Annotated in this window: 14 protein-coding genes and 1 pseudogene; 5 read left to right on the top strand and 10 right to left on the bottom strand. The window is 33.6% G+C overall.

Annotated elements, in window-relative coordinates; translation table 11 throughout:
- Window positions 1-3: 3 nt before the first annotated feature.
- The 3 genes from thrS to BMZ76_RS09485 form a co-directional block, all read right to left on the bottom strand.
- On the bottom strand, window positions 4-1950 hold the full coding sequence (gene thrS, locus BMZ76_RS09495; RefSeq protein WP_091205334.1) for a threonine--tRNA ligase: 1947 nt from the start codon (window positions 1948-1950) through the stop codon (window positions 4-6).
- 237 nt (window positions 1951-2187) lie between these two features.
- Window positions 2188-2793, bottom strand: a complete 606-nt coding sequence (locus BMZ76_RS09490; RefSeq protein ID WP_091205332.1) for a hypothetical protein — start codon at window positions 2791-2793, stop codon at window positions 2188-2190.
- A gap of 5 nt (window positions 2794-2798) precedes the next feature.
- A complete protein-coding gene (locus tag BMZ76_RS09485; protein ID WP_091205330.1) occupies window positions 2799-3293 on the bottom strand; it encodes an RNA polymerase sigma factor in 495 nt (164 codons plus the stop codon).
- 293 nt (window positions 3294-3586) lie between these two features.
- On the opposite strand from BMZ76_RS09485, the gene BMZ76_RS09480 reads away from it, so the two are divergent.
- The gene (locus BMZ76_RS09480) at window positions 3587-4891 is read left to right on the top strand and encodes an NAD(P)/FAD-dependent oxidoreductase (protein ID WP_091205328.1); all 1305 of its coding nucleotides are present in this window, start codon (window positions 3587-3589) and stop codon (window positions 4889-4891) included.
- A gap of 46 nt (window positions 4892-4937) precedes the next feature.
- Here BMZ76_RS09480 and BMZ76_RS09475 read toward each other — a convergent pair whose 3' ends face one another.
- Entirely contained in the window at window positions 4938-5999 is a 1062-nt protein-coding gene (locus BMZ76_RS09475; protein WP_091205326.1) for a DUF3810 domain-containing protein, read from the bottom strand.
- 109 nt (window positions 6000-6108) lie between these two features.
- Between BMZ76_RS09475 and BMZ76_RS09470 the strand changes: the two genes are divergently transcribed.
- Window positions 6109-7572, top strand: a complete 1464-nt coding sequence (locus tag BMZ76_RS09470; RefSeq protein ID WP_091205324.1) for an aminoacyl-histidine dipeptidase — start codon at window positions 6109-6111, stop codon at window positions 7570-7572.
- 280 nt (window positions 7573-7852) lie between these two features.
- Here the strand turns inward: BMZ76_RS09470 and BMZ76_RS09460 are convergent, their stop codons facing one another.
- From BMZ76_RS09460 to BMZ76_RS09440, 5 genes and pseudogenes are all read right to left on the bottom strand, one after another.
- Entirely contained in the window at window positions 7853-8128 is a 276-nt protein-coding gene (locus BMZ76_RS09460) for a DHCW motif cupin fold protein (protein WP_262987281.1), read from the bottom strand.
- A gap of 194 nt (window positions 8129-8322) precedes the next feature.
- The gene (locus BMZ76_RS09455; RefSeq protein ID WP_091205317.1) at window positions 8323-9090 is read right to left on the bottom strand and encodes a carboxypeptidase-like regulatory domain-containing protein; all 768 of its coding nucleotides are present in this window, start codon (window positions 9088-9090) and stop codon (window positions 8323-8325) included.
- Window positions 9091-9176: 86 nt separating this feature from the next.
- The gene (locus tag BMZ76_RS09450) at window positions 9177-11102 is read right to left on the bottom strand and encodes a DEAD/DEAH box helicase (RefSeq protein ID WP_091205315.1); all 1926 of its coding nucleotides are present in this window, start codon (window positions 11100-11102) and stop codon (window positions 9177-9179) included.
- Window positions 11103-11304: 202 nt separating this feature from the next.
- Entirely contained in the window at window positions 11305-11883 is a 579-nt protein-coding gene (locus BMZ76_RS09445) for a non-canonical purine NTP diphosphatase (RefSeq protein ID WP_091205312.1), read from the bottom strand.
- A gap of 1884 nt (window positions 11884-13767) precedes the next feature.
- Window positions 13768-15274 (bottom strand): annotated as a pseudogene (locus BMZ76_RS09440) (glutamate synthase-related protein).
- Between the two features lie 181 nt (window positions 15275-15455).
- Here BMZ76_RS09440 and BMZ76_RS09435 point away from each other — a divergent pair.
- Complete coding sequence (locus BMZ76_RS09435; RefSeq protein WP_091205310.1) at window positions 15456-17837, top strand: hybrid sensor histidine kinase/response regulator; 2382 nt, start codon at window positions 15456-15458, stop codon at window positions 17835-17837.
- On the opposite strand, the gene BMZ76_RS09430 is transcribed toward BMZ76_RS09435, so the two are convergent.
- Window positions 17834-18598, bottom strand: coding sequence for an NYN domain-containing protein (locus tag BMZ76_RS09430; protein WP_091205305.1), 765 nt, complete (start codon window positions 18596-18598; stop codon window positions 17834-17836). The two genes, BMZ76_RS09435 and BMZ76_RS09430, sit on opposite strands and share 4 nt — an antisense overlap.
- A 263-nt stretch (window positions 18599-18861) precedes the next feature.
- Between BMZ76_RS09430 and BMZ76_RS09425 the strand changes: the two genes are divergently transcribed.
- Both BMZ76_RS09425 and BMZ76_RS09420 read left to right on the top strand, forming a co-directional pair.
- Entirely contained in the window at window positions 18862-20124 is a 1263-nt protein-coding gene (locus BMZ76_RS09425; RefSeq protein ID WP_091205303.1) for a cysteate-C-fatty acyltransferase, read from the top strand.
- 112 nt (window positions 20125-20236) lie between these two features.
- The gene (locus BMZ76_RS09420) at window positions 20237-20710 is read left to right on the top strand and encodes a hypothetical protein (protein ID WP_091205300.1); all 474 of its coding nucleotides are present in this window, start codon (window positions 20237-20239) and stop codon (window positions 20708-20710) included.
- Window positions 20711-20787 lie beyond the last annotated feature (77 nt).

The following is a 20787-nucleotide window of genomic DNA, read 5'->3' as shown; positions in this document are numbered from 1 at the left end:
AAGTTAAACTGTAAATACTTTTAATGTTTGGTTGATTTCTTCATTTACAATAGCAACAAATTCTTCTATTGTAACGGTGATATTTCCTTTTCCTTCCTGTCCATGACGACGGATAGAGATCGTACCATTTTTCTCTTCTTCCTCACCTACAATCAACATAAACGGTGTTTTTTGCATTTCGGCGTCTCTGATTTTCTTCCCTATTGTCTCGTTTCTATTATCAACCGAGGCGCGAATTTCGTGATTTTCTAGCAAATCTAAAACTTTTTTCGCATATATTTCATATTTCTCGCTCAAAGACAATATTATAGCTTGTTCAGGCATTAACCATAGCGGGAAATTTCCTGCAGTATGTTCTAATAAAATAGCGATAAATCGTTCCATCGATCCAAAAGGAGCACGGTGAATCATTACAGGTCTGTGTAATTCATTATCCGATCCTTTATATGTCAAATCAAAGCGTTCCGGTAAGTTATAATCCACCTGAATTGTTCCTAGTTGCCATTGTCGTCCCAAAGCATCTTTTACCATGAAATCCAATTTGGGACCATAGAAAGCAGCCTCGCCATATTCAACTACTGTGTTCAACCCTTTGTCTGCAGCAGCATTAATAATTGCATTTTCTGCTTTTTCCCAATTCTCGTCAGAACCAATATATTTATCTCTATTTTCTTTATCTCTTAGAGATATTTGAGCGGTAAAGTTTTCGAAACCTAATGAACCAAAAACATACAATACCAAATCAATTACTTTCTTAAACTCTTCATCAAGTTGTTCCGGAGTACAAAAAATATGTGCATCATCTTGAGTAAAGCCTCGCACGCGAGTTAAACCGTGTAATTCACCACTTTGTTCGTATCGGTAAACCGTGCCAAATTCAGCATAACGCTTTGGTAAATCTTTGTACGACCAAGGACGTACATTATAAATTTCACAGTGATGCGGGCAGTTCATCGGTTTCAACAAAAACTCTTCTCCTTCTGCTGGTGTAGTGATCGGTTGAAAACTATCTGCACCGTATTTCGCATAGTGTCCAGAAGTTACATAAAGTTCTTTTTGGCCAATATGTGGGGTAATTACTTGCTCATATCCTGCTTTTTTTTGTGCTTTTTTCAAAAACTGTTCCAATCGATCTCTCAAAGCTGCTCCTTTTGGCAACCATAAGGGTAAACCTGCGCCCACTTTTTGTGAAAAAGCAAATAATTCCAATTCTTTTCCTAATTTTCTGTGATCACGACGCTTTGCCTCTTCCAGTAATAGAAGGTATTCTGTCAGCTCTTTTTGTTTGGGAAATGAGGTTCCGTAAACACGTGTAAGTTGCTTGTTTTTTTCATCACCACGCCAGTATGCACCGGCTACACTCATGATTTTCATCGCTTTGATTATTCCAGTATTTGGAATATGTCCACCGCGACATAAATCTGTGAAAGTAGAATGATCACAAAAAGTGATTGTTCCATCTTCAAGATTGGTAATTAATTCTGTTTTGTAAATGTTGTCTTTGTATAATTCTAACGCATCAGCTTTAGAAACTGGGCGTAATTTAAATTCATGTTTTCCTCTTGAAATTTCAAGAACTCTGTCTTCAATTTTCTTGAAATCAGCATCAGTGATTTTATGATCTTCAAAATCTACATCATAATAAAATCCATTAGAAATTGCTGGTCCAAGAGTCAACTTAATTCCAGGATACATTTCCTCAAGAACTTGTGCCATGACGTGTGAAGTGGAGTGCCAGAACGCTTTTTTTCCAGCATCATCATTCCAGGTGTACAATGTAAGACTACCGTCCGTCGTCAAAGAAGTTGTAGTTTCAATAGTTGTACCATTAAAAGAAGCCGAAATTACATTTCTGGCAAATCCTTCACTAATGCTTTTTGCAACATCCATTGGAGTTACTTCAGGAGCAAACTCTCTAATTGACCCGTCGGGCAAAGTAATCTTAATCATTGTTTGATATTTTAAGAATGCAAATATATAGCATTACAAAAACACAAACAATATATATGTAAGGTTTGTTAGTCTAAAACTAATAATCTAAGGAGTTTGTAAGAATCAGTGTCGTATTAAAAAATATTTTCGGTTAAACTTGCGCAAAACATAATCTAAGAATAATTTTAAAAATCTTTTCTGTTTCAATTGCAGCGTGTCAAGCAGTTCTTTTTTTAGGAAAAAAAAGTGTGTTTTTTATAAATCGATTTTCTTTAATTCTGTGTAGTTTCTATTCAATTTTTTTAATAAAATACCATAAATCAATTGATAAAATAACCATACGAGACCTACTAAAACAATTACAAAAACTAACATCAAAATACAAATAAAAAATATTCTAGCGCCATCATCATTACCCGTCGCTGATTTAATTTGAATCTCATTGGAAAGTAATACTACAGAAACAAAAAACACAATAAATAAGTTATAGCCTATATAATAGCGGACCGTTTTTCTGGTATTTAAAATGCATTCCATTAATTTTTTAGTATTGGAAGTAACAGATATAGAGCGATAATTTTTATAGAATAAGTACATAAAAAATAGCGCTACACCGTAGCTTAAATAATCTAAAACAGTAATAAAAAATTCAATTGTTTCAGATTTACTTATCTTTTCATCAGGAAGCATGAAGCTTACCGAATTTAATATTATAAATTCAATGATACTAATGATAAAAATCCACTTCACAATCGAAGATGATTTTTTGTGAATCATTTTATAAATGTCATTTTCTGATACTTGCGCAAAAGAATTGTCATTTTTCTTCCAGTCTTTTTTTAATAAATCCAGCTCTTTCATATTCCTTAAGGATTTAATATTTTTTTTAATTTCCCTTTTATTCTATTCATTTTCACCCTCGCATTTACTTCGCTTATCCCCAATGTTTCTGATATTTCCTGGTAATCTTTATCTTCCAGATACAAAAATATCAACGCCTTTTCAATATCATTCAGTTGGTAAACCGCTTTGTACATTAATTTTAATTGTTCCTCCTCTTCATAGTCATATTCCACATCATTCAGGAAATGTTGTCTACTTTCAAATTCAACCGTATTTATGGATCGTTTGGTTTTTCGATACAAAGTAATCGCGGTATTCAATGCGACTCGATACGCCCAAGTAGAAAATTTGCTGTCACCCCTGAATTTTGGAAAAGCCTTCCATAACTGAATCGTAATTTCCTGAAACAAATCCTTGTGTGCATCATCGCCATTAGTGTACAACCTACAAATCTTGTGGATTATATTCTGATTTTCCTGCAATTGCTTTACAAAAGAATGTTCTAAATTATCACTCATATATACGTTAGTAAGTCATTGCTGGTTTTTGTTACAAAGTAGCGCTTTTTTTTGAGGAGCACAACACTATTTATTTCATAATTAAGAATCGTCCCGCTGTACATTACAGTCTTTATTTCCTGATAAAAATCAGTAAATAAAGGATTTCCATTTCCATCAGGGCTAATCTACCCGTTTCGTTTTCAGAATACCTTTCCCAAAAAACAAAAATTTCGATACTATTTGTTAAAATTCAACAGTAGAAAACATTGTATCTTTGATTCTTTGCAACTTTGAAACTTTTTTATAAAAATATGAACATCCCAAATTCAACTTTACCCAGAATAGTAATTATAGGAGGGGGCTTTGCTGGGATTGCATTAGCCAAAAAACTAAAAAACAAAAAAGTTCAGGTTGTCCTTTTAGACAAACACAATTATCACACTTTCCAACCTTTATTATATCAAGTAGCTACTGGCGGTCTCGAAGCCGGTTCCATAGCGTACCCAATCCGAAAAGTAATTCAGGAATACGATGACGTCTATTTCAGACTCACCAATGTCCAAGAAATCGACACTAAAAACCAAAAGATAATTGCCGAAATTGGAGAATTAAAGTATGATTATCTCGTGATTGCCACAGGTTCCAAAACCAATTATTTTGGCAACAAAGAAATCGAGCGCAACAGTATGGCTATGAAAACCATACCGCAATCGCTCAATATTCGAAGTCTGATTCTTGAAAATTTTGAACAAGCGGTTTTAACCACTGATGTAGCCGAACAAAATAGTTTAATCAATTTTGTGCTCGTAGGTGGAGGGCCAACAGGAGTAGAGCTTTCCGGAGCTTTGGCCGAAATGAAAAAAGCCATTCTGCAAAAAGATTATCCCGATCTTGATATTGCCAAAATGGAAATCAATCTGATTCAAAGTGGCGACAGGATTCTTAATACAATGAGCGAGAAATCATCTCAAGCTGCCGAAGAGTTTTTAACTAATTTAGGGGTTAAAATCTGGAAAAACGTCCGAGTAACTAATTATGACGGACGTACGATAACCACAAATTCCGATTTGTCTTTTGAAACTGCCACCGTAATATGGACAGCAGGAGTTCAAGGCGCTCTTGTCGCGGGACTGGATGGCAAATCTTTGGTTGAAAAAGTAGAACGCATTCGGGTCAATGAATTCAGCCAAGTGGTGGGCTACGACAATATTTTTGCAGTAGGCGATATAGCTTCCATGGAATCCGAAAGCTATCCGCAAGGACATCCCATGATGGCGCAACCTGCGATGCAACAAGGGGAATTGTTGGGTGAAAACTTAGTAAAATTAATTCAAAAGCAACCTATGGAAGCTTTCAAATACAATGATAAAGGTTCTATGGCAACCATAGGAAGAAATAAGGCGGTAGTCGATTTGCCTAAATACCATTTCAGTGGCGTTTTTGCTTGGTTTGTTTGGATGTTTGTCCACTTGTTTTCCCTTATTGGATTTAAAAATAAAGCCGTCGTATTCCTGAATTGGGTGTACAATTACATTCGTTTTGATCGTGAAGGAAGATTAATCATTAGACCCTACAAAAAGAAAAGTTTTATGACTTTTACGAGTGATGAAGTTTAGAAAATGATGAGTTATTAGTTATGAATGATAAGTTTTAAAGTCTTGTTCATAACTTCTTTCCTTTGTAATAATTCACCATCAAATTCACAAATTTGCTGTAGCCTTCCATGCCGTCTTTTTGCTGGTTCACTTTCAGGAATTGGTCGTAAAAAGCATGAAAACCCTTATCGATAATCGTGTCGTATTGCTTCCAGAAATGCTCACTTTCTTTGTAGTTTTTCAAAATTCCGGGATGAACAGTTTTTAATAATTGTTTGTAAATCGTTTCGTCTCGGGCTTGCCAATTACCTAAACAATAGCGTAAAGCCATGCTGTAACCCGAATATTGAATGTACAGATCATCATTTTTTACAGATGCTAAAAAGCCGATAAAGTTGCATTCACTTTCGCTGGCGTATCCCATTTGGTGTGCCATTTCATGATTTGTAGTCATCGGAAAACTGTACATTGGACCCAAATAATTAACCTGTGCTTCATTAGTAAACGGATTCAAATAGCCTCCAAAACCCATATAAGTCAATGGCAAACTGATCAGTGATTTCTTGGTGCTTAACTTGGAATAAGAAAAATAAGGATATTCCGCGGATAAGTTTTTGTATCCATTCATACTCATTTCAAAAACCTGTTCTTGGGAGTGGGGAAATACCACTTTCAAGCTGTTGTTTTTTGTGAGTTGGTTTTGAACGGCATTGGTTTTGGCAATTATTTTTTTGGTGAAAGCCAACAAATCCGCATCCGAATAGTCTTTTTGAATTTCCATTTTTTCAAAAAGTGGTTCACGGTAATAATTCAACGCCCAAAGAACATGAAATAAAAAGTAAAAAACTGAAACGAAACTCAAGATGCTAAATAGAGTGTGTTTCCATTCGGATTTCCATGTTTTGCGTTTGTTCCAAAGCCATTTGGAAATGAATAAAATTATAATGAAATAAAGACAGTCACCCACAGAAAAAGGAATTCCACCTAAAATAGTTCTTGAAAACAACGAAAGTATTGGATAAAAACCATTGCTGTACCATTCTTCGATTTGTTCGGGGTAAAAGGGAATAATTTGCAAAAGCAGTATTTGAATAAATAGAAAAGAGGAAAGGAAATATTTAGTTTTCAATGTTTACTTTTTGGCAATGTAAATATAATTACAATATTAATTACTATCATAAGGAATTTAAACTTTGTAACTTTGGTACTTGTAAATGTAAAACCTCAAACAAAAATAAATGAGTCAGGAAATAAGAAATCTGGAACCAAAAGCACTTTGGAATAAGTTTGCCGATTTGAATGCCGTGCCTCGTCCTTCTAAAAAAGAAGAACGCGTGATTGAGTTCATGAAAAACTTTGGAAATAGTCTAGGATTGGAAACTTTTGAAGATGAAATTCGCAACGTAATCATTCGAAAACCACCTACTGCTGGAATGGAAAACCGAAAAGCAATCGTACTTCAAGGACATTTGGACATGGTGCACCAAAAAAATTCGGATACCGTTTTTGATTTTGATACACAAGGAATCGATATGTATGTTGATGGGGATTGGGTTCGTGCTCGTGGAACAACTCTTGGTGCTGATAATGGTCTTGGAGTTGCGGCTATTATGGCAATTTTAGAAAGCACTGATATTCCGCATCCTGCTATAGAAGCTTTGTTTACCATTGACGAAGAAACTGGAATGACAGGAGCTTTGAATTTAAAAGGCGGCATTCTGCAAGGTCAAATTCTATTGAATTTAGATACGGAAGAAGATGATGAAATTGACATTGGTTGTGCTGGAGGAATTGATGTAACAGCCACTGCTGAATATGATGAAGAGGAAACTCCGGAAGGTTCTGTAGGATATACAATTACTGTAAAAGGTTTGAAAGGTGGGCACTCAGGAATGGATATTCACAAAGGTTTGGGTAATGCCAATAAAATTATGAACCGATTGTTATTTGATGGTTTTGATAATTTTGGTTTGCAAATTGCTGAAATAAAAGGAGGAAGTTTACGTAATGCAATTCCTCGTGAAAGTCAGGCAAAAGTAATCATCGCCGAAGTGTACGATGAAGCTTTTGTTTTTGACATGCAGCAAATTGTAAACGAAATCAAAACGGAGTTTAAAGCAACGGAACCAAATTTAGAAGTTGTTTTTGAGAAAATGGCTGCCGCTCCTGCTAAAGTTATGCCGACAATTGCTCAGTTTTACTTTGTGAGGTCCATGTATACTGCTCACAACGGAGTGTATAGAATGAGTGCTGATTTTGACGATTTAGTAGAAACATCAAATAACATCGCCAAAGTGATTGTTGGAGATGGTCAACTTTCAGTACAATGTTTAACGCGTTCTTCTGTTGAAACATCTAAATTTGATTTGGCTAATGCGTTGCGTTCCGCTTTTGAATTAATGGGTTGTGAAGTAGAATTTTCAGGTTCATATCCAGGTTGGACACCAAATTCAGAATCAGAAATTTTAGATGTTTTAGTTCCAATTTACGAAAAACAAAACGGTGAAAAACCAAAAGTGGTAGCTTGTCACGCAGGATTAGAGTGTGGGATTCTAGGAACTAATTATCCGGATATGGATATGATTTCTTTTGGACCAACGATTCATGGTGCGCATTCTCCTGATGAAAGAGCGAGTATTTCTTCTTCTCAGAAATTTTGGAAATTTCTATTGGAAATTTTAGCTAATATTCCGCTGAAATAGTATTCAGTTTTCAGTCGCAGTTTTCAGTCCTACTTATGATAGTAAGGGTAACTGAAAACTGGGACTGCGACTGAAAACTTTTAAAAAATTAATCTCTTTTAGGAGTGTTTTTCTTGTCTCTTTTTTCTTCTTTCTTTTCTTTAGCCGTTTTTAAAGGCTCTTTCTTCGCGGTTTTCTTTGCGTCTTGACTTTTTGCCATGATATGGATATTTAGGTTTTGTTTTTAATTGTTGATTCAGGTAAATGTATATAATATTTTTGATTTGTCTTAAATATTACTTTAAAAATCCCCATCGATGATTAATAATGCTACACCATTAGCAGACATAGAGCGATGCGAACTTGCATCATCAGAAACTACATAGGTCATTCCTTTAGAAAGCAGAACTTGTTCTCCCGATTCTAATTCACTAATAAAATCTCCTGCAAGACAATGAATAACATGTCCTTTTTGACACCAGTGATTTGCTAGATAATCTTTGGAATACCTTACTTTACGAATTCTAAGTCCGCCTAATTGTATGGTTTTACGATGAGCAGTTCCTACCTCTCCGATATGTTCGGTTTTTTATATTGATTCCCAATTAATTGTTTGGAAAGGTATATTGGAGATCGGTTTTATTTTAAAAGATTTTATTTTGATTTAAATTCAAATGCAATCACTTTAAAATAAAATTCCCCAATTTCTTTCAGAATTGAGGAATTTTTTAATTTATTATAAAAGTCTAAACTTTGATTCAATAGCAATGTTTATTTTTTCTTTAGAACTTTGTATTCCTCATAACAGCCACTAATGGCGTCCATAATTTGTAGGTCGTTCGCCGTTTTTATAAACGATTCGGAATAGTTGCAACGCTGCAAAATTTCAGGTATTTCATTTTTGTCAATGCCTAAAAGCACTGCTATGGTTTCTCTGTCAAATTTTGATTCGAGCAGATTGCGCACCGTATTATCTTTCTTCATTTCTTTAAGTTTCTTGAGCTCTTTTGGATTATTACCAAAGAAATTATACAGCATATCTGCTGGATTAAAGATGGAACCAAGAACCCTTCCAAAGGCATTTGGAGAATATTCGCCCGCTTCATATCCTTGTGTCAAACCTGAAATACTGTAGCGATAGTTTTCTTTTACAGGAATAATTTTGGTGTCTACTTCGAGGTAACCGGTCAGATTAAAAGGTCTTATGATTACTTCTTCGAGTGCGATTGCTTTTTCGGTAAGCTGTATTTTAGTGCTTTTGTTTTTGATCCAGTCATTGGTCACCCGAACACGAAGAGATTGAAAACCTAAACTTGTAATGTGCAAGGTGTCGTTTAATTGAACATCTATCTCAAAAAATCCTCCTGCGTCAGTAGTAGCGCCTCTTACTTTGTTGATATTAATAATATTTACGCTGGATAGGGGTTGTCTGGTAGAATTACTGATGATAATTCCATCAACTTTTTGGGAGGGTTCTATAACTTGCGCAAAAGCAGTTGCAGATAGTATTAAAAAAAAGAAAACTACAAAATATTTCATAAACTGATTTAAGACTTTAAAAGTAATAAAACAGGATTAAATATTTTGTAGTTCCAGTATAATTATAAGAAAATTAACAATACCTGTTAGTCTCTTCTTGGTCTTCTTGGTCTTGGTGAATCACCAAAGCTTTCAGAACGTCTCGGTGCTCTATCAGATGAACCTTCAGTTCTAGGTCTGTCAGATGAAAAACCACCCTCTCTTCTTGGAGCATCACTTCTTCCACCAAATCCACCTTCTCTTGGAGCTGAACTTCTATCACTTCTAAATCCGCCTGAACCTTCTCTTCTTGGGGCAAAACTTCCTTCTCTTCTTGGAGCTGAACTTCTTCCGCCACCAAAACTTCCACCTGAACTTCTTCCATTATGATCACGTCTTCCGCCACCGTCATTTTTAGAAATTTCAACATTGATTCTACGTCCTTCTAATTGCACGTTATTCAATATTTCCATTACTTTATCAGTATGTTCCGGATCTGTGTTAAAGAAAGAGAAACCTTCTTTTACATCTACTTTGAAAACGTCATCACGACCTAAGTCCAATGTTTCTTTCAAATAATCTTTCAATGACATCCAATCAAAGTTATCTCTAGAACCTATGTTCACAAAATATCTTGTTGCACCACTATTGTTATTTTCTCGTGGAGCACCGTCTCTATCATCATGATCACGTCTTTCAGAACCTGAAGCTTGGTTAGAAATGTCTCTAGTTTTCTTGTAATAATTGATAAAACGATTGAATTCAACCGAGACCATTTTCTTGATAAGTTCTTCTTTAGATAAACCTTCAAGTACACTATTGATTGCAGGAAGGTAAGTGTCAATTTCATGATCAACTTCAGTATCCTTAATCTTTGTTGCTAAGTGTAACAATTGGATTTCACAGATTTCAATTCCAGAAGGAATTGTTTTCTCTTCAAATTTTTGTTTGATGATTCTTTCAATTGAAGAAATCTTACGCAATTCACTTTTAGTTACAATTACGATAGAAGTTCCTAATTTACCAGCACGACCAGTACGACCAGAACGGTGATTGTAGGTTTCTATTTCGTCGGGTAATTGATAATTTACTACGTGAGTAATATTGTCAACGTCAATTCCACGTGCAGCAACATCAGTTGCTACAAGCATTTGAATTTGTCTTCCGCGGAAAGATTTCATTACACCATCACGTTGCGCTTGAGATAAATCTCCGTGCAAAGCAGCAGCGCTGTATCCGTCTTCAATCAATTTTTCAGCAACAGCTTGCGTATCTCTTTTGGTACGACAAAAAACTACTGAGAAAATGTCTGGATTAGAATCGGCTAAACGTTTCAAAGCTTCGTAACGGTCACGAGCATTAACAAGGTAAAATTCGTGTGAAACTGTAGCTGAACCCGAGTTTTTAGTTCCAACTGTAATTTCAATTGGATCTTTCATAAATTGTTTTCCAATACGTGCTACTTCAGCCGGCATTGTTGCAGAGAATAACCATGTATTTTTTTCGTCTGGCGTAGTCGAAAGGATGTTTACGATATCTTCATAAAAACCCATGTTCAACATTTCGTCAGCTTCGTCAAGAATACAATAGTTGATTTGAGAGATGTTTACCAAACCTCTATTAATCATGTCTTGCATTCTTCCTGGAGTTGCCACAATAATCTGCGCGCCTCTCTTTATGTCTCTCGCTTGTTCTGTTATGCTAGCTCCACCGTAAACTGCTACCACATTAATACCTTTTTCGTATTTAGAGTAGTTTTTAATTTCGTTGGTAATCTGCAAACACAATTCGCGGGTTGGAGATAAAATTAATGCTTGTGTGTTTCTGTTGTTGGCATCAATTTTCTGAATAACTGGAAAACCAAAAGCTGCCGTTTTCCCTGTCCCTGTCTGAGCCAACGCAACCATATCTGTGTCTTTTTCCAATAATAGGGGAATCGCTTTCTCCTGTACTTCGGTCGGATTTTCAAATCCTAGATCTAAAATCGCCTTCAGTAACGATTCACTCAATCCTAATTGTTCAAATTTATTCATATGTATTTTTAAAATAGGGTGCAAAATTACTGTTTATAATCCATATAAACTAATGCTATTTTAAGATTTGATGATTTATTATAATTTGATTATCAGAAAGTTATATTTTTATTTACAAATTTGAAGTTTCGATTTAGAAAATTGAGTGTAAAATTATGACATTGAATTTAATATTGTGTTGTAATAATGTTGTAATCATGACTTATTCGGTTTCTTTCAAAAAAATAATTAATTGCTGAGTCGCCTTTCCTCTGTGACTTATTTTATTTTTTACGTCCAAGGATAATTGGGCAAATGTTTGAAGAAATCCTTCCGGTTGAAAAATGGGATCGTAACCAAAACCTTGATTACCAATTTTTTCTAAAGTGATCTCGCCTTTTGCAATTCCTGTAAAAAGATATTGTTTGCCTTTTAAATTTAATGCGATAACAGTTTTAAATTGTGCTTTCCTTTCATTTTGAACCACTAAGGCTTCTAATAATTTATTCATGTTGTCATCTGCATTGCGTTGTTCGCCAGCATAGCGTGCAGAGAAAACACCCGGATCGCCATTTAAAGCGTCCACTTCCAGTCCAGTATCATCAGCAAAGCAATCATACCCGAATTTTTCCGTGACATAATTTGCTTTTTGAATTGCATTCCCTTCAATAGTGTCAGCGGTTTCAGGAATGTCTTCAAAACAACCAATGCTCTCTAAACTTAAAATGGTAATACTTTCAGGAAGCATGCTTTGTAATTCCAAGATTTTATTTTTGTTATTTGAGGCGAAAACGAATTGCATTTTTTTAGTTTTAATCTTCAAATATACATTTTCTACTTATTTAAGAATTGAAATGATTAATTTTTTATTAAAAATATGTATTGGCTGTATGTAAATCTCTGAGTATTTTTAATTTACCATCTTAATATTTAGTTAAATAATTGATTATTAATATTTTAAATAAAATTTTAACGTATTTTTGAGTGCAGTTTTGATTGGTCACTTGAATAACTCACCAGCGATGGCGATAATATTCAGATAGTCAATTGTACTGAACGGTAGAGTTGATAATGGTAAATCAAAATTAACAATTGGAGGTCTTTCACAAGGCCTCCTTTTTTTTGGAATATTTTCTTCGGCAATTTCACACTCTAAACTACAGCGATAATGTGTTTGTAATAGTATGTAAGTCAATAAGTTAAAAACATGTTAAAGTGTTAATTAAGTGTTTTTTATGTATAAAACTGTTGTATCTTTGAATATGATTTTGGTTTTTTGTTGAATATATCCATCTGCAAAGAGAAGAGTATTTAATTGTTAGTAGCATCGAAAGATACGATCTGATAACAACAAACCAAAGTTCATATTTGGAGGCCCTTTAAAAAGGCCTCCTTTTTTTGTGCTTACTTGTAAAATAGGAACATAATTTTTATAATTTTTCAATTGTTAGAAATGCATTCACTTATTTATTCATAATAATAATAATGTTAGGATTTAAATACAATTTTTACACACGTCGTTATTGTATTGACAAACAGTACGTTAAAAACATGTTAAAGTATTGATTGGTTTTTTTTTTAATTCTTAAACTGTTGTATATTTGAATATGGTTTTGGTTTTTTGTTGAATAAATCCATCTGCAAAGAGAAGAGTATTTAATAGTTAGTAGCATCGAAAGATACGATCTGATAACAACAAACCAAAGTTCATATTTGGAGGCCCTTTAAAAAGGCCTCCTTTTTTGTTCTTTCTTGTAAAGCAAGAACATAATTTTTACAATTTTTCAATTGTTAAAAATGCATTCACTTCTTTATTCATAATAATAATGTTAGGATTTAAGTACAATGTTTACATGCGTTGTTATTGTACTGACAAACAGTACGTTAAAAACATGTTAAAGTATTGTTTTAGGTTTTTTTAATTCTAAAACTGTTGTATATTTGGATATGATTTTGGTTTTTTGTTGAATATATCCATCTGCAAAGAGAAGAGTATTTAATAGTTAGTAGCATCGAAAGATTCAATCTGATAACAACAAACCAAAATTCATATTTGGGGGCCCTTTAAAAAGGCCTCCTTTTTTTGCTCTTTCCCCAATAAATAATTTTGCAGTTTATTGAGATCTCATATACAATTTTAAAAAAATATTTGATAAAATTTCCTTTCAAATATGAATTGTGTAAATGAAATAATTAATTTAATATTTTAAATTATAGTTAAAATGCTGATAATCATTTTATTGCATTAAAAATAATTGTATCTTTGATTGTGGTTTTGATTAATTACTTAAGTTGTTACTTTTATAATGAGATTAATAACTTATAATTGACCCTATCAGTAACGGTATGAGTTAGTATTGGTAAATCAGAATCAACAATTGGAGGACTTTATAGGTCCTCCTTTTTTTATTAACACCAATACATATTGATAATTGGTTAATAATGGTGAGTACTAAAACTACTTGTTAATTTGAGGTTAAAGTATTGATTAGTAGTGCTTTTGAATTCAATAAATCTTAAATTTGAATGTGGTTTTGATTCATTACTTGAGTATATCCATCTTACAATAAGATTTGATAATTCAATAATCATCTATACTTTTAACAGTATGAGTTGATAATGGTAAATCAGAATCAACAACTGGAGGGCTATAAAGGCCCTCCTTTAATTTCAATAATATTGTACTTTAATGTTTGATTACGTTTTTTAAATTATTTCGAAAAATATAAGTCGGATAAATGTGTAAATTCATCACCGTGAATGAAATATTGATGTCAACTCCAGCAAAGCTTTTTTTACTTGCTGCAGCAAGGATCACGTTAGCGGAGTGTAAAGTGTTTTTACTAAAATTAAAAACGCGTTCTGTTTTATCCGTAACCACTAATTCTTTCATCAGCATTTTGTCTTGAGTAGTAACTCCTGTTGGGCATTCGTTATTGTTGCATCGTAATGCTTGGATACATCCCAACTAAAATACATATCGGCGCGCACTGTTGCAAATGTAAGCGCCAAGTGCTGTTGCTCTACGTATGGAATATCCAAATATCAGTTTATCACTGCAAATAATTTGGAATTTGTCTTTAATCATAAAACGAACTAGCATTTTATTTACAAAAATATGTACAGGCTCAAATGGCATTCCCATACCATAGGCAAATCTAATGGTGCAGCAACTGTTCCTCCCTCGGCACCACCAACGGTGATGAAATCAGGAAAGCAGTTTTGAGTAATCATTTCTTAGCAAATCATTTTAAATTCTCGGGTATTTCCAATGCATAATTTAAACCCAATTAATTTTCCATTAGACAGCTGACGTAATTTTGCTATAAAAGGAATCAAACCTTTAATATCTTTAAAAGCAGAATGACTGGGAGGAGAAAGTATTGTTGTATTAGGTAAAACACCTCTTATTTTAACAATTTGCACAGTGTTTTTTCTTACAGGCAAAACACCTCCGTGACCTCGTTTTGCTCCTTGCGATAATTTAATTTCAATCATTTTTACTTCTGGCAAATTTACTTTTTCAGCAAATCTACCTCCATCGAAAACACCTCTGTCATCTCGGCAACCAAATCATCCAGTCACTATTTGCCAGCATACATCACCACCTTGTTGGCGGAATTGGGTTAAACCACCTTTGCCGGTATTGTGATGTAATTTTCTTTTTAGCGCTCCTTGATTCAGTTCTACGATCACATTTTCGCTTAACGAACCAAAACTCATTGCTGAAATGTTTAATAAGGAAGCTGAGTACGGTTGTGGTCAATCAGGCGCAGCAATTAAAACCCGAGGAAGCTCTTCATTGACTGCTGTTGGGAAAATAGAATGTTTTATTCCTTCATATCAAGGTTGGTTTAAATTTAATTGTGTCCCAAACGATGTATTAGAATCAATATTTTTAGTTCTTTGATACACAAGGGAACGTTCGTTTCTCGAAAATGGTTTTCCGTCTGTGGAACGTTCTGTAAAATATTGCTGAATCTCAGGAGCTATCGTTTCAAATAAATATCTGAAATAACCCAAAAAAGGAAAATTTCTCAAAATGAAATGTTTGTATTGTAGAGCATTTGCAAAACCCACTACTAATATACAATCAATACAGCCATAAATAGCAATCTAATATTAAAATAGTAATTAATGACAGCGGTAATGATAAGTGCGGAAATTCCTAAAACTAAAAATTTTTGTCTCAATGTAAAGTTTTTTCAGCTTCGAAAACAATAATAATATTAAATATTTTGGACTTTTAATTCTGTTATTTGACAGGAATTGCTTTATTTCACAAAAAAAATATAAAATTACGGCGTGGTTGGAAAACTAAAGTTTCTTACGTAACGTATGTATATAATATTGCTTAATCACAATTTAGTAAACATGAGTCAAAAAAACTATAAACAGATTTGTGCTATTTTGAAATTATTATTTTTCACCTTGTTTTTTTCAAGCACTTATTCACAATATGTCTTTCGCGGTGATACAATTCCTAAAGAAATTTCTTTGCATAATCACACTACAATTGCAGATGTAGGGCAAAGAAGTTTAAATATAAAATATGTTGTTGCCAATTATAACTCCCTGAATCCCATAAAACTTATCACTGAAAATGATGATTTAGGTTTTACTCAAAATAATTTTTGGTCAAAAACAAAAATAAATAATCTAACAAATTCAAAATTGAATTATTATCTGGAAACGGCACGTCCCATAACAGATTTAGTAGAATTATTTATTGTTGATGCAGCCTCAGGAAAAATAACTACCAAGATTAGTGGAGATAATATGGCATATTCCGAACGTAGTTTTGATAATCGAAAAACTATTTTTAAAATCGAAATAGCACCAAAATCCAGTTTACAATTGTTCATGCATTTAAAGAGTGATGGTGAGGTAATAAAAATCCCCATAATGCTTTATTCGTCGGAAAGGTTCATACAAATGATTTCAAATGAACAATTGTTTTTTGGAATTTTTTACGGAATTTTAGCAATAGTGTCTATCATTTATTTCTTCTTTTATTTTGCTTTACGCGAGAAAACATTTCTGTATTACAGTCTATATGTAATTTTTATCGGCTTGATGCAATTTTCTTTAGACGGCTATTTCTATGAGTTAGTAACGCCGCAAGGTGGTTGGTTTTCTCTTCGTGCAGTACTGTTTTTTGCTATGATTGCCGGTTTTTTACTGGGGAAGTACAGTGAAGTTTTTTTGAACATAAAAAGATATAATAGGACTATTTATACTCTCTTCAATGTCGTTTATGTGTTAGCTTTTGTTTTAATAATTTTTATTCTTTTCGTCCCGGCAGCTTTACCTATAAGTTATCCGCTGGCAAATGTATTAGGGTTATTGATTCTTATTCTAATTATTACCTCGGTTATATATTTGTATTATAAAAAAAAGAAGGTAGATCCCTTTTTTACCGTTGGTATCTTCTTTTTAATCATGGGTTTCGGAATATTTATTCTCAATAATTTTGGTCAAATCCCCAATTCATTTTTAACGGAAAACAGTTCAAAATTAGGAACTGGATTAGAGGTTGTTTTTCTTTCACTTTCGATGGCAAATTTGATTAGGAATTTAAAAAATGAAAAAAACGAACTCAATCGTCGGGCATTGGTTCGCTCGGAAGAAATGAATGATTTAAAATCCTATTTCTTATCGAATATCAGTCATGAATTGCGAACGCCGCTGAATGCAATTATAAATTTAACTGATTCTATTTCTAATGAAGTTCAGGATGATAAAATCAAAAAAAATTGCCAAATTATAAAATACTCTTCTCATAGTTTATTAAGCTCTGTGAATGATATTTTAGACTTTTCTAAAATTGAGAAAGGAGAATTAAAGCTCGAAAAGAACGAATTTGATCTCGTGCAAGTTTTGGAGAATTTAAAGAATAATGCCATCAATAGGGTCGAAGATAAAGGGTTAGTATTTCAGTTTTCTAAATCAGGTATTTTTCCTGATATAATAATTGGGGATGTTAATCGATTGGTTCAGGTTGTGAATAATGTACTGAATAATGCCATCAAATTTACAACTAGAGGGTTTGTTAAATTTCATGTTGATTGCCAGTTGATAGAGGGAAATAAAGCAAGTTTAATTTTGACTGTTTCGGATTCTGGTATTGGTATTCCAAAAGACAAAATGGAAAGTATTTTTGACTCTTTTTCTCAAAATATCATTGATAATAAACGAAAATTTGGAGGACTTGGTTTAGGACTTTATATCGTGAAAACTTTAGTCGATATGCAAAACGGAACCATCAAAATGGATAGTAAAATAAACGAAGGAACGACTTGCGTTATTACAATTGATTTTGCCATATCGGCACAGCAAAGAAAGCTAGAGTCTCCTGCTAAAGTTATTATTGATGATTTGGCAGGAAAATCCATTTTGGTGGTTGAAGACAATCCCATTAACCAAATGGTGATAAAAATGATTGCAAAAAAATGGTTGGATACTAAGGTGGTTTATGCTAATAATGGTCAGGAAGCACTGGATGCATTTAAGACAAATCAATTTGATATAGTATTAATGGATTTGCAAATGCCAATCATGGATGGGTATGAGGCAACAATTGCTATCAGAAATGGTGAAGCCGGAGCGCACAACAGTAATATTCCCATCATTGCAGTTACCGCCGATGTAATGGAAACCACAAAAGATCGTGTTAAGGAAATAGGAATGAATGATTATTTGTCTAAACCATTTAAGAAAGAAACTTTATATGAGGCGGTTAAAAAATTAGTTTAACTGAAACGCAGTCTTACATAAACGTGTTTGATTCCTTTTTTATCAGAGTCTCTTTCGTCGATTTCGAGTATATCAGTCAATGATTTTAGCATAGGAGTTAATTTAGAAAAGCCATAATTTCTTGGGTCAAATTCCGGTTTTTTCTTTACAATTAGATTTCCTACATCACCTAGAAACGCCCAACCGCTATCGTCGGCAATATCTTCTATAGTTGATTCTATTAATTCTATGGTATGCAAATCGACTTTATTTAAGCTTTTTGGCGTTGCTTTTTTAGTATCGGTTGCGGTTCTTTTTGGTAATTTCTTTTTAATGGCGCCATCCAAAACTTCGATATAAATGAAACGGTCACAGGCTACAATGAATGAGTTTGGCGTTTTTTGTTCGCCGATTCCAATGACTTTCATTCCGGATTCTCTCAATCTGATGGCTAAACGTGTAAAATCAGAATCACTGGATACGATACAAAAACCATCCACTTTATCGGAATACAATAAATCCATAGCATCAATAATCATCGCTGAATCCGAAGAGTTTTTCCCAACCGTATAACTGTATTGTTGAATAGGAGTAATGGCGTGTTCCAATAAGACACTTTTCCATCCTCCTGCATTCGGTTTAGTCCAATCGGCGTAAATACGTTTGGTGGTGGGTGTTCCAAATTTAGCAATTTCTTCCATCATTCCTTTTACATTGCTGTACGGAACATTGTCAGCATCAATGAGAACGGCTAATTTTAATTCTTTTGTATATTGTGACATAAATTTCTAATGTTGGAATATTTGTTCAAATATACAACGTTTATTACTGAATACGTCTTGTGTTTTGAGGTTTAGCCTTGATCTAAACCGTATCCTTTTGAGCCGGCTCGGCGAGGGATGAAATAATCTTTTTTGTTGCCTCAAAAGATAAAGTGTCGACGAGTGAATAGCTTTTGAAAAATAAATTTACTTTCAAGTCCTTTATAAAGTTTAAATAATTATTTTTGCAACTTCTTAAAATTAAAATTATTACTTGATATATTATGGTAAAAGATTTATTCGAAAGGATTCAAAACAATAAAGGACCGTTAGGAAAATGGGCTTCACAAGCAGAAGGTTATTTTGTTTTTCCTAAATTAGAAGGTGAGTTGGGTCCAAGAATGCAGTTTGGTGGAAAAGATATTTTGAATTGGAGTTTGAATGACTATTTAGGTCTTGCTAATCACCCGGAAGTGCGTCAGGCAGATACGGAAGCAGCAGCACAATACGGTGCAGCTTACCCAATGGGAGCGCGTATGATGAGTGGTCACACTAAATATCATGAGCAATTAGAGAATGAATTGGCAGCTTTTGTAATGAAAGAATCGGCATATTTGTTAAATTTTGGATATCAGGGAATTATGTCAACAATTGACGCTTTGGTTACAAAAAATGATGTAATTGTGTATGATGTTGATGCTCATGCTTGTATTATTGATGGCGTACGTTTACACATGGGGAAACGTTTTACATACCGTCACAATGATCTTGCAAGTATGGAAAAAAATTTGGAACGTGCTACAAAATTAGCGAAAGTAACAGGAGGCGGAATTCTTTTTATTACCGAAGGTGTTTTTGGAATGCGTGGACAACAAGGAAAATTGAAGGAAATTGTTGCCATGAAGGAAAGATATAATTTCCGTTTGCTGGTTGATGATGCACATGGTTTTGGAACACTTGGAAAAACAGGTGCCGGAGCAGGTGAAGAGCAAGGTTGTCAGGACGGAATTGATGTTTATTTCTCTACTTTTGCAAAATCGATGGCAAATATTGGTGCTTTTATAGCCGCTGACAAAGACATTATTGATTATTTAAAATACAATTTGCGTTCTCAAATGTTTGCGAAAGCATTGCCAATGATACAAACAATTGGTTCGTTAAAACGATTGGAATTGTTGCGTAATCACCCGGAATTGAAAGATAAATTGTGGGAAAATGTAAATGCGTTGCAAAACGGATTGAGAGAGCGTAATTTTAATATAGGTGACACCAATACCTGTGTAACACCAGTATATCTTGAAGGAAGTGTACCAGAAGCAATGATTATGGTAAACGATTTACGAGAAAACTACGGCATTTTCTTATCGATTGTGATTTATCCTGTGATTCCAAAAGGAATTATCTTGTTGAGAATGATTCCTACTACGACTCATACTTTATCAGATGTTGATGAAACACTAACTGCTTTTGAAGCGATTCGAGAGAAATTAGAAAATGGGACCTACAAAGAAATTGCAAGTAGAACTACAGTTGATTTAGATGCATAATTAAGTAATTAAGTTTTTACATATAAATCCATCATTCTTCGCAATGATGGATTTTTTTTTGCATTTTATTGCGTCAGGAATTAGTATATTTATAAGACTAAATTGAAAATTCATGAAAAAAGTAATATTATTGGGTGTCGTTTTTATGAGTGTTTTTGTTTCTTGTAAAAAAGTAATCGAGACGGAGGAACCCCCTGCTGTTTTAGAAAAAATTGTTGTAGAAGAACCTGAATCTAAAGAATGTTACCGTGCAATCCTTCAAAAAGACACTGTTTCATTGACTTTGAATATAAAAAACGGTCAGCTTTCCTCGGGGAATTTAAGTTATAATTTTTATGAAAAAGATAAAAATGTAGGAACACTTGTGGGAGAATTGAAAGGAGATACGCTTTATGCGGATTATACTTTCATGTCCGAAGGTATTTCGTCAGTTCGCGAAGTTGCTTTCTTAAAAAAAGACGATTCTTATGTCGAAGGTTTTGGTGATGTGATTGATGACAATAATGGGAAAGTAACTTTTAAAGATAAAAAACAATTACAATTTGATGGAAATGTAGTGTTGTCAAAAGTGGATTGTAAAATGTGATTTTATTAAAAACATGTATTATTCAAAACTAAAAAATCCATCAGCATGACGTTGATGGATTTTTAGTTTTATTATAA

The organism is Flavobacterium xueshanense, from assembly GCF_900112975.1.
Taxonomy (GTDB): domain Bacteria; phylum Bacteroidota; class Bacteroidia; order Flavobacteriales; family Flavobacteriaceae; genus Flavobacterium; species Flavobacterium xueshanense.
Note: the sequence above shows the minus strand (reverse complement) of the source record. Positions and strands in the feature narration are given on the sequence as shown.

Bases quoted from the DNA above. Each gene is read 5' to 3' on its own strand.
- thrS (WP_091205334.1), bottom strand. From the start codon at position 1,950: ATGATTAAGATTACTTTGCCCGACGGGTCAATTAGAGAGTTTGCTCCT.
- BMZ76_RS09490 (WP_091205332.1), bottom strand. From the start codon at position 2,793: ATGAAAGAGCTGGATTTATTAAAAAAAGACTGGAAGAAAAATGACAAT.
- BMZ76_RS09485 (WP_091205330.1), bottom strand. From the start codon at position 3,293: ATGAGTGATAATTTAGAACATTCTTTTGTAAAGCAATTGCAGGAAAAT.
- BMZ76_RS09480 (WP_091205328.1), top strand. From the start codon at position 3,587: ATGAACATCCCAAATTCAACTTTACCCAGAATAGTAATTATAGGAGGG.
- BMZ76_RS09470 (WP_091205324.1), top strand. From the start codon at position 6,109: ATGAGTCAGGAAATAAGAAATCTGGAACCAAAAGCACTTTGGAATAAG.
- BMZ76_RS09455 (WP_091205317.1), bottom strand. From the start codon at position 9,090: ATGAAATATTTTGTAGTTTTCTTTTTTTTAATACTATCTGCAACTGCT.
- BMZ76_RS09450 (WP_091205315.1), bottom strand. From the start codon at position 11,102: ATGAATAAATTTGAACAATTAGGATTGAGTGAATCGTTACTGAAGGCG.
- BMZ76_RS09445 (WP_091205312.1), bottom strand. From the start codon at position 11,883: ATGCAATTCGTTTTCGCCTCAAATAACAAAAATAAAATCTTGGAATTA.
- BMZ76_RS09435 (WP_091205310.1), top strand. From the start codon at position 15,456: ATGAGTCAAAAAAACTATAAACAGATTTGTGCTATTTTGAAATTATTA.
- BMZ76_RS09430 (WP_091205305.1), bottom strand. From the start codon at position 18,598: ATGTCACAATATACAAAAGAATTAAAATTAGCCGTTCTCATTGATGCT.
- BMZ76_RS09425 (WP_091205303.1), top strand. From the start codon at position 18,862: ATGGTAAAAGATTTATTCGAAAGGATTCAAAACAATAAAGGACCGTTA.
- BMZ76_RS09420 (WP_091205300.1), top strand. From the start codon at position 20,237: ATGAAAAAAGTAATATTATTGGGTGTCGTTTTTATGAGTGTTTTTGTT.